An 8,845-nucleotide genomic window follows, 5' to 3' on the forward strand; every position below is an offset into this window, starting at 1 on the left:
ACGGGGAATGCGGATGGGACGTTCGCTCCGAAGGCGTCGGTGACGCGTGAGGCGATGGCGGCGTTCCTGTACCGGTATGCGGGGTCGCCGAAGTTCGCGGCTCCGGTGAAGGCGCCGTTCTCGGATGTGTCTGCGGGTTCGCGGTGCGCGAAGCAGATCGCGTGGTTGTCGAAGTCGGGGATCACGACGGGGAATGCGGATGGGTCGTTCGCGCCGAAGCGTGCGGTGACGCGTGAGGCGATGGCCGCGTTCCTGCACCGCTACGACCGCGAGCTCGGGGACTGACCCCGGGGGGAGGGGCGGCTCGGCCGCCCCTCCTGCGGTTTCCGCCGGCCCCGGTCGGCACGACGCGGGTGGTCGTCATCGCCGGACGGCGACGACGACCACCCGCGTTCGTCGTTCGGGGCGAATCCCGAGACGCGGATCTACTCGCCCTGCGGCAGGTCGATCGACTCGGTGATCGGCTCGAAGCGGTCGACGCTGATCGCGAGGCGCCGCAGCAGCACGGCGAGGCGATCCCGCTCGGAGCGGGGGAGGCCGCCGAGCAGGCGCTCCTCGGCGTCGCTCAGCCGGGTCATCGCGGCATCGACGAGGGTGAGCCCGAGGGGCGTCATCTCGACGAGCACGCCGCGTCCGTCGTTGGGGTCGGTGAGACGGCGCACGAGCCCGCGCTCGACCATGCGGTCGATGCGGTTGGTCATCGTGCCGCTGGACACCATCGTCTGCTGCACGAGCACCTTGGGGCTCTGCTTGAACGGCTCGCCGCCGCGCCGCAGCACGGCGAGCACGTCGAACTCCCACGAGGTGAGCCCGGAGCGCTCGAAGGCGTGCGCTCGCGCGCGATCGACGTGCTTCGCGATGCGCCACAGCCGGGAGAACACCGTCAGGGGGGCCAGATCGAGATCGGGGCGCTCACGGCCCCAGTCGGCGATGATGCGATCGACCTCGTCCTCGTGCTTCATCCCTCCATTATCGAGCCTGAGGAGGTACGAGCGCGAGCGCGAGCGGCAGTGCGTGGGACCGCCGCCGATCTGGCAGACTTGTACGGTGCCGGAACGGCACGGTCCGCCTTGGTGTAATGGCAGCACGACAGCCTTTGGAGCTGTGAGGTCTAGGTTCGAGTCCTAGGGGCGGAGCGGAACTTTCGATGCGGAGCATCGAAAGCCCGCTCCGAAATCGGCGCTCACCAGCGCCGGACAGGTCAGGGAAGCGTAGCTTCTCCGTTATGTTGGGAGCGGAACTTTCGATGCGGAGCATCGAAAGCCCGCTCCGCCATGCGCCCACAGGCGCAGGCGGAGATGAGTGAAGCGAAGCTTCTCCGTGTGTGGGGAGCGGGCCCACTCGGAGAACGGCTCCGAAAGGCGCCGATCCGGGAACAGTTCCGAAACCGGGTAAGGAAGTCAACACATGTCAGACCGTCATATCGCCGTCATCATCCTCGCGGCGGGGCAGGGCACCCGCATGAAGTCCTCGCTGCCGAAGGTGCTGCACCGCATCGGCGGCCGCTCGCTCATCGCGCACGTGCTCGACACCGCCGCCGGGCTCTCTCCCGAACAGGTGCTCGCGGTCGTGCGGCACGATCGGGATCGGGTCGCCGAGGCGATCGTCGATCACGCGCCCGATACGGTGATCGTGGATCAGGACGCCGTGCCGGGTACGGGCCGAGCGGTCGAGCAGGCGCTCTCCGCGCTGCCCGGGGACTTCGACGGTTCCGTCGTGGTGCTCTCGGGCGACGTGCCGCTCATCGACTCGACGACGCTCGACCGCCTCGTGCGCGGTCACCTCGAGGGCGGGCGCGCGATGACGATGCTCTCCGCGATCTTCGAGAATCCCACGGGTCTCGGCCGCATCCTCCGCGACACCGGCGGCGCGGTGACCGGCATCGTCGAGGAGAAGGACGCGGACGAGGCGCAGCGCCGCATCACCGAGATCAACGGCGGCGTCTACGTCTTCGCGCGCCGCGCGATCGAGGCGGCGCTCGCCGAGATCGACACGAACAACGCCCAGGGCGAGAAGTACCTCACCGACGCCGCGGCCCGCATCCTCGCGAGCGGCGGTGCGGTGGAGGCCGTCGCGACCGACGATCCCTGGCTCATCGCGGGGGTCAACGACCGTGCGCAGCTGGCCGAGGCCGGTCGGGAGCTGAACGCCCGCCTCGTGCGCGCCCATCAGCGCGCCGGTGTGACGATCCAGGACCCCGCCACCACCTGGATCGACGCCGACGTCTCGATCGAGGCCGATGTCGAGATCCTCCCGGGCACGTTCCTGCACGGCGCCACCTCGATCGCGAGCGGCGCGGTGATCGGCCCCGACACCACCCTGGTCGACTGCGAGGTGGGGGAGGGGGCGAGGATCCGCCGCAGCGAGGCCACGCTCGCCGTCTTCTCGGCGGGCGCCGAAGTGGGGCCCTTCGCCTTCATCCGCCCCGGCACCGAGCTGGGCGAGGGCGGCAAGATCGGCGCCTTCGTGGAGACCAAGAACGCGAGGATCGGCGCCGGCAGCAAGGTGCCGCACCTCAGCTACGTGGGCGACGCGGTGATCGGCACCGGCAGCAACATCGGGGCGGGCACGATCTTCGCCAACTACGACGGCGTGCGCAAGCATCAGACGCAGGTCGGCGACGCCGTGCGCATCGGCTCGAAGAACGTGCTCATCGCGCCGGTTACCATTGAAGACGGCACGTACACGGCGGCCGGCACGGTCGTGCGGAAGAACGTCCCCTCGGGGTCGCTGGCGCTGAACGTGGCGCCGCAGCGCAACATCGAGGGGTGGGTCGCCGAGCACCGGCCCGGCACCAGCACCGCGGAAGCGGCGGAACGATCGAACACTGCGAAGGACGGCGGGAAGTAGTACATGAGCAAGATCGAGATGGCGGGGCAGAAGAAGCTCGTCCTGATTACGGGCCGGGCCTACCCCGAGCTCGCCGAGCAGGTGGCGGCCGAGCTCGGCGCCGAGCTCGTCCCGACCGACGCGCGCACCTTCGCCAACGGCGAGCTGTACGCCCGCTTCGACGAGAGCGTGCGCGGCTCGGATGCGTTCGTGATCCAGTCGCACACGAACCCCATCAACGAGTGGCTCATGGAGCAGCTCATCATGGTGGATGCGCTGAAGCGCGCCTCCGCCAAGCGCATCACCGTCGTCGCCCCGTTCTACCCCTACTCGCGCCAGGACAAGAAGGGACGTGGCCGCGAGCCCATCTCGGCGCGCCTCGTCGCCGATCTGTTCAAGGCGGCCGGCGCCGACCGCATCATGTCGGTCGACCTGCACGCGCCGCAGATCCAGGGCTTCTTCGACGGCCCCGTCGACCACCTCTTCGCCATGCCGGTGCTGCTCGACCACTTCAAGAAGACCATCGACCGCGACGACCTGACCGTGGTCTCGCCCGACATGGGCCGCGTGCGCGTCGCCGACGTGTGGAGCGACAAGCTCGACGCTCCGCTCGCCATCATCCACAAGCGCCGCGATCCGCTCGTGCCGAACCAGGTGTCGGTGCACGAGATCGTCGGCGAGGTGAAGGATCGCTGGTGCGTGGTGGTCGATGACATGATCGACACCGGCGGCACGATCGCGAAGGCCGCCGAGGCGCTCAAGGCGAACGGCGCCAAGGGCGTCACGATCGCCTGCACCCACGCCATCTTCTCGGGCCGGGCCACCGAGCACCTGTCTCAGGACTTCATCGACCAGGTCGTGGTCACCGACACGCTGCCGGTGAGCCCCGAGAAGCGGTTCGACAAGCTCACGGTGCTGCCGATCGCTCCGCTGCTCGCGAAGGCGATCCACGAGGTCTTCGAGGACGGCTCGGTCACCTCGATGTTCGAGGGCGCGGCGTAGCGGATCCTCCCGCCGTTCGAGCGAGCGCAGCGAGTCGAAACCCCGATGCCCGGGGTCTCGACTCCGCTCCGCCCCGCTCGGCGGCGGGGCGCGGGATCAGACCGCGCGTCGGCCCGCGCGCCAGACGGCGGCGGTGAGCGGCATACCCGGGCGGTAGGCGAGGTGCGTCGCCGAGGGGGCCTCGAGCAGCTGGAGGTCGGCGCGGGCGCCGGGGCGGATCGCGCCGACGGCGGGCTGAGGCTCGCCGCGGGGATCCCGCCAGCCGTCCTCGTGCATGCCGAGCGCGATCGCGCCGCCGAGGGTCGCCGCGCGCACCGCCTCCTGGATGGTGAGGCCCATCTGCAGCACGGCGGTCGCCACGCAGAAGCCCATCGAGCTGGTGTACGAGGTGCCCGGGTTGCAGTTCGACGCGATCGCCAGCACGGCGCCGGCGTCGACGAGGCGGCGGGCCGGGGCGAGAGGCATCCGGGTCGAGAGGTCGCAGGCGGGCAGCACGGTGGCGACGGTGCCGCGGGATCCGGATCCGGCATCCCAGCCCGACCACGAGCCCGCGAGTGACTCGACGTCCGCATCGGTGAGGAAGCCGAGATGGTCGACGCTCAGCGAGCCGTGCTCCACCGCCAGGCGCGCCCCGGGACCGTGGCCGAGCTGATTGCCGTGCACGCGCGTCGCGAGACCGGCGCTCCTCGCCGCGTCGAGCACTCGCCCGGAGGCCGCTTCGTCGAACGCCCCCGTCTCGCAGAAGACGTCGACGGCGCTCACGTGCGGGGCGACGGCGTCGAGCATCTCGCCGATCACGAGGTCGAGGTAGGCCTCGGGGTTCACACCACGAGGCACCACGTGCGCGCCGAGGAATGTGACCGCGTCGACGTGCGCTCCGGCGATCCGGGCGGCGCGCACCTCGTCGGGCACGGTGAGCCCGTAGCCCGTCTTGGTCTCGAGCGTGGTGGTGCCGCCGAGACGGGCCTCGGCGACGAGACGGGCGAGGTTCTCCGCGAGTGCCCCGTCCGACGCGGCCCGCGTCGCCTCGACCGTCACGTTGATGCCGCCCGCGGCATACGACTCGCCGGCCATGCGCGCCTCGAACTCGGCGGTGCGATCGCCCGCGAACACCATGTGGGTGTGCGAGTCGACCCAGCCGGGCAGCAGCGCGCGACCCCCCGCGTCGAACCGCTCGTCGGCCGGGGGAGCGGCCGTGGCCGGACCGACCCAGGCGATCCGTTCGCCCTCGACCACCACGGCGGCGTCGCGGAGGCGTCCGCCGAGACCCTCGCCGAGCGATGCGTCGTTGGTGGTGAGCTCGCCGATGTTCGTGATGAGCAGTGATGTCATGGTCTCTCCACTTCGTCGTTCTGCGCGAGCGGGATGAGGGGGCCGGTCGCGCGAGGCGCAGCCGGGACTACCAGGCCGTGTCGGTGTTGCGGATGGTCGCCTTGAGCGGCACCCGCACCCCGCGCTCCGCCGCGACGTCGACCGCGCGCTGGTAGCCGGCGTCGACGTGGCGGATGACGCCCATGCCCGGGTCGTTGGTGAGCAGCCGCGACAGCTTCTCGGCTGCGAGGTCGGTGCCGTCGGCCACCGACACCTGGCCGGTGTGGATGGAGCGGCCGATGCCGACGCCGCCGCCGTGGTGGATCGACACCCACGTCGCACCGGAGGAGGTCGCGGTGAGGGCGTTGAGCAGCGGCCAGTCGGCGATCGCGTCGGAGCCGTCGGCCATGGCCTCGGTCTCGCGGTAGGGCGACGCCACCGAGCCGGAGTCGAGGTGGTCGCGGCCGATCACGATGGGCGCCGAGACGCGGCCCGAGGCGACGAGCTCGTTGAAGAGCAGGCCGGCCTGGTGGCGCTCGCCGTAGCCGAGCCAGCAGATGCGGGCGGGCAGCCCCTCGAACTCGACGCGCTCGGCGGCGGCGTCGAGCCACTTGTGCAGGTGGGCGTTCTCGGGGAAGAGCTCCTTGAGCGCCTCGTCGGTGACGCGGATGTCCTCGGGATCGCCCGAGAGTGCCGCCCAGCGGAACGGGCCGAGGCCCTCGCAGAAGAGGGGGCGGATGTAGGCCGGGACGAAGCCGGGGAACTCGAAGGCGCGGTCGTAGCCGCCCTTGCGCGCCTCGTCGCGGATCGAGTTGCCGTAGTCGAACACCTCGGCGCCCGCGTCCTGGAACTCGACCATGGCCTTGACGTGCGCGGCCATCGCGGCCTGCGCGTCTTTCGTGAACTGCTCGGGGTCGGCCTCGGCCCGCTCCAGGCGCTCCTCGACGCGGTAGCCGATCGGCAGGTAGCTCAGCGGGTCGTGCGCCGAGGTCTGGTCGGTCACGAGGTCGATCGTGATCTCGCCGGCCAGGTGGCGGCGCAGGATCTCCGGGAACACCTCGGCGGCGTTGCCGACGAGGCCTACTGACCAGCCGCGCTGCTCGTCCTTGGCCTGCTGCACCTTGGCGAGGGCCTCGTCGAGATCCTCGACGACCTCGTCCAGGTAGCGCTTGCCCGCGCGGCGGTCGAGGCGGGTCTTGTCGACGTCGACGATGAGGCAGGCGCCGTCGTTCAGCGTGACCGCGAGGGGCTGGGCGCCGCCCATGCCGCCGCAGCCGCCCGTCAGGGTGATGGTGCCCGCGAGCGAGCCCTTGCCCTCGACGGTCTCGATCCGCTTCTGGCCCTGCAGCTTGCGGCCCGCGGCGGCGAAGGTCTCGTAGGTGCCCTGCAGGATGCCCTGGGTGCCGATGTAGATCCAGGAGCCGGCCGTCATCTGCCCGTACATGAGGAGGCCCTCGGCCTCGAGCCTGCGGAACTCCGGCCAGGTCGCCCAGTCGCCCACGAGGTTCGAGTTGGCGATGAGCACGCGCGGCGCCCACTTGCTGGTGCGGAAGACCCCGACGGGCTTGCCCGACTGCACCAGCAGGGTCTCGTCCTCCTCGAGGTCGCGCAGGGTGTCGGCGATCGCGTCGAAGGCCTCCCAGCTGCGCGCGGCGCGACCGGTGCCGCCGTAGACGACGAGGTCGTCGGGGCGCTCGGCCACCTCCGGGTCGAGGTTGTTCATGAGCATGCGCAGCGGGGCCTCGGTCTGCCAGCTCTTCGCGGAGATCTCGGTGCCGCGGGGAGCGCGGACGGGGCGGGCGCCGGGGAGCGTCATGGTGAGGTCCTTTCGATCGTGCGCGGCTGCGATGCCGCGATGGATCAATCCCACCGCGTCGCGGCGCTCGCGGCAACGAGGATCCCGGGCCGCTTGTCCGGAATCCCGGACTCGCGGGAGAGGGCGCCGGTGCGGCAGCGCAGTGGGCGCTGCCGCGTCAGGCGATGCGAGAGCCCTTGGGCAGCCGTGCGGCCGGGGTGCGCAGGCGCATATAGCCCGCGCTGAGCGAGGCCGCGGCGAGGACCAGCTGCAGGCCGAGCCCGATCCACCACACCGGCATGGTGCCCTCGAGTTCGTCGGTGATCGTGTCGTCCAGGGCCTCGCCCTGCGCTCCGGGCCGGCAGTCGTCCCAGCCCGCGAAGGACTCGTCCTGCGGCTTCTGCAGCGAGCGAACGCCGTACGAGATGATGCCGAACAGGTCGCTGGGGGCCTGATCGTCTGGACGCACCGACACCATGTCCCCGACGATGACGTACGGGTTCATGGCGAGGATCCACCAGAACCGGTCGGCGTACACGATCGAGGTGGTGGTGCGCTCGGTCGTGCAGGTGACGGGGATCTCGCGCTCGCACGCTTCGATCGCGGCCTGGTCGTCGGGATCCCGGTAGCACTGGTCCACCTCCTCCCAGTACTCCTGCGAGTAGGTGCGGTACTCGATCTCGACGTACTTCGTGGTCGAGCCGACCGCGAGCCCGAAGGCGATCAGGGTGCCGACCGAGAGCAGCGCGACGATGAGGTAGGCGGTGACGATCGAGAACAGCTGCGAGGAGATGAAGGCCGAGAGGCCCACGCCGATCGCCGTGAAGAGGCCGATCTGCAGCGCCAGGGCGAGCACGGCGATGAGCAGCTGCAGCGGATCGAAGCGCGCCACGGTGAGGCTCAGCACGATGAACGGGGTCGCGACGACGAGGAAGGCGATGCCCGTGATCCAGGCGGCGAGGGCCTTGCCGACGAGGATCGACCAGGTGCTCACCAGCGTGACCTGCGTGGTGGCGAGCGTGCCGCCCGAGCGCTCGGAACCGATCGAGCCGGCGGAGATGGCGGGGGCGACGAGCGTGCCGAAGAGCAGCACGAAGTAGACGATCAGCGAGAACAGCGGGTAGGCGTCGAAGTCCTCCTCGTAGGCTCCGAAGCTCGCGGCGAGGATGTACCAGGTGATGCCGGTGACCACGCCGATCAGCACGAACCAGATGATCCCGAGTATCCAGAGCGTCTTCGAGCGCTGCCGCTGCCGCAGCTCGAGGGCGGCGATGATCCACGCGGCCCGCCAGAAGCCGGGGGCGCTCACCGCGGGCGCGATCGTCGTCTCGCTCATGACTGCCACCCCGTCTCGGTGCCGCCGGCCTGTCCGGGCAGTGGAGGCGGAGGCACTGTCGGATACGCCGCCGCCGGATCCGCTGCTCCGGGATCCGGCGGCGCGTCAGGCCCGCCCGTCTCCCGGATCCGGCTCACGAACGCCCGCTCGAGCGATCCGGTGGCCGGCGCGAACTCGACTACGTCGATGCCGGCCGTCACCAGCGTGCGGAGCAGCCAGGCGGCCGCGGCCTCGCCCTGGAGCTCGACCACGCAGTGCACGCCGGCGAGCGAGGTCTGGCGGGTCCAGGGCAGCCCGTTCCAGGCGAGCGCCTGCTCGAGTGCGAGGATGTCGAAGGCGCGCACCCGCCAGGGCACGAGCTGCTGCTCGACCGGCGGTGCGCCGGTCTCGGTGCGTCCGTCGCGCAGGAACACGACGTCCCGGGCGAGCTGCTCGAGCTCGTCGAGCACGTGACTGGTGACGAGGATCGCGGTGCCCTCGTCGGCGAGACGCCTGAGCGCCTCGCGCTGGGAGAGGCGGGCCTCGGGATCCAGTCCCGAGGCGGGTTCGTCGAGCAGCAGCACCCGGGGCTC

The 8,845-nt window shown here is 70.9% G+C and carries 7 protein-coding genes, 1 tRNA gene and 1 pseudogene; 4 read left to right on the forward strand and 5 right to left on the reverse strand.

Translation table 11 applies throughout. The annotated features are described in order from the left end of the window. The coding region (locus ACWKZU_RS11850; protein WP_449282530.1) for an S-layer homology domain-containing protein at positions 1 to 285 on the forward strand (285 nt) is incomplete at its 5' end. A 140-nt stretch (positions 286 to 425) separates the two neighbouring features. On the opposite strand, the gene ACWKZU_RS11855 is transcribed toward ACWKZU_RS11850, so the two are convergent. Then, complete coding sequence (locus ACWKZU_RS11855) at positions 426 to 962, reverse strand: MarR family winged helix-turn-helix transcriptional regulator (RefSeq protein ID WP_449282531.1); 537 nt, start codon at positions 960 to 962, stop codon at positions 426 to 428. A 102-nt stretch (positions 963 to 1,064) separates the two neighbouring features. Between ACWKZU_RS11855 and ACWKZU_RS11860 the strand changes: the two genes are divergently transcribed. The 3 genes from ACWKZU_RS11860 to ACWKZU_RS11870 all read left to right on the forward strand — a co-directional run bounded on the left by ACWKZU_RS11860 (position 1,065) and on the right by ACWKZU_RS11870 (position 3,831). Beyond that, positions 1,065 to 1,136, forward strand: a tRNA-Gln gene (locus tag ACWKZU_RS11860). 271 nt (positions 1,137 to 1,407) lie between these two features. Then, the gene (gene glmU / locus ACWKZU_RS11865) at positions 1,408 to 2,850 is read left to right on the forward strand and encodes a bifunctional UDP-N-acetylglucosamine diphosphorylase/glucosamine-1-phosphate N-acetyltransferase GlmU (protein WP_449282532.1); all 1,443 of its coding nucleotides are present in this window, start codon (positions 1,408 to 1,410) and stop codon (positions 2,848 to 2,850) included. Between the two features lie 3 nt (positions 2,851 to 2,853). Beyond that, positions 2,854 to 3,831 (forward strand): ribose-phosphate diphosphokinase, encoded by a 978-nt coding sequence (locus ACWKZU_RS11870; RefSeq protein WP_449282533.1) that lies wholly within the window; start codon positions 2,854 to 2,856, stop codon positions 3,829 to 3,831. Between the two features lie 96 nt (positions 3,832 to 3,927). Here ACWKZU_RS11870 and hutI read toward each other — a convergent pair whose 3' ends face one another. The 4 genes and pseudogenes from hutI to ACWKZU_RS11890 all read right to left on the reverse strand — a co-directional run. Continuing rightward, entirely contained in the window at positions 3,928 to 5,163 is a 1,236-nt protein-coding gene (hutI, locus tag ACWKZU_RS11875) for an imidazolonepropionase (RefSeq protein ID WP_449282534.1), read from the reverse strand. Positions 5,164 to 5,230: 67 nt separating this feature from the next. Further along, complete coding sequence (gene hutU / locus ACWKZU_RS11880; protein ID WP_449282535.1) at positions 5,231 to 6,958, reverse strand: urocanate hydratase; 1,728 nt, start codon at positions 6,956 to 6,958, stop codon at positions 5,231 to 5,233. A 157-nt stretch (positions 6,959 to 7,115) separates the two neighbouring features. Next, entirely contained in the window at positions 7,116 to 8,273 is a 1,158-nt protein-coding gene (locus ACWKZU_RS11885; RefSeq protein WP_449282536.1) for an ABC transporter permease, read from the reverse strand. Continuing rightward, a pseudogene (locus ACWKZU_RS11890) lies at positions 8,270 to 8,845 on the reverse strand (ABC transporter ATP-binding protein); the annotation flags it as partial. The pseudogene ACWKZU_RS11890 and the gene ACWKZU_RS11885, both read right to left, overlap by 4 nt.

This window comes from Leucobacter sp. (assembly GCF_053528595.1).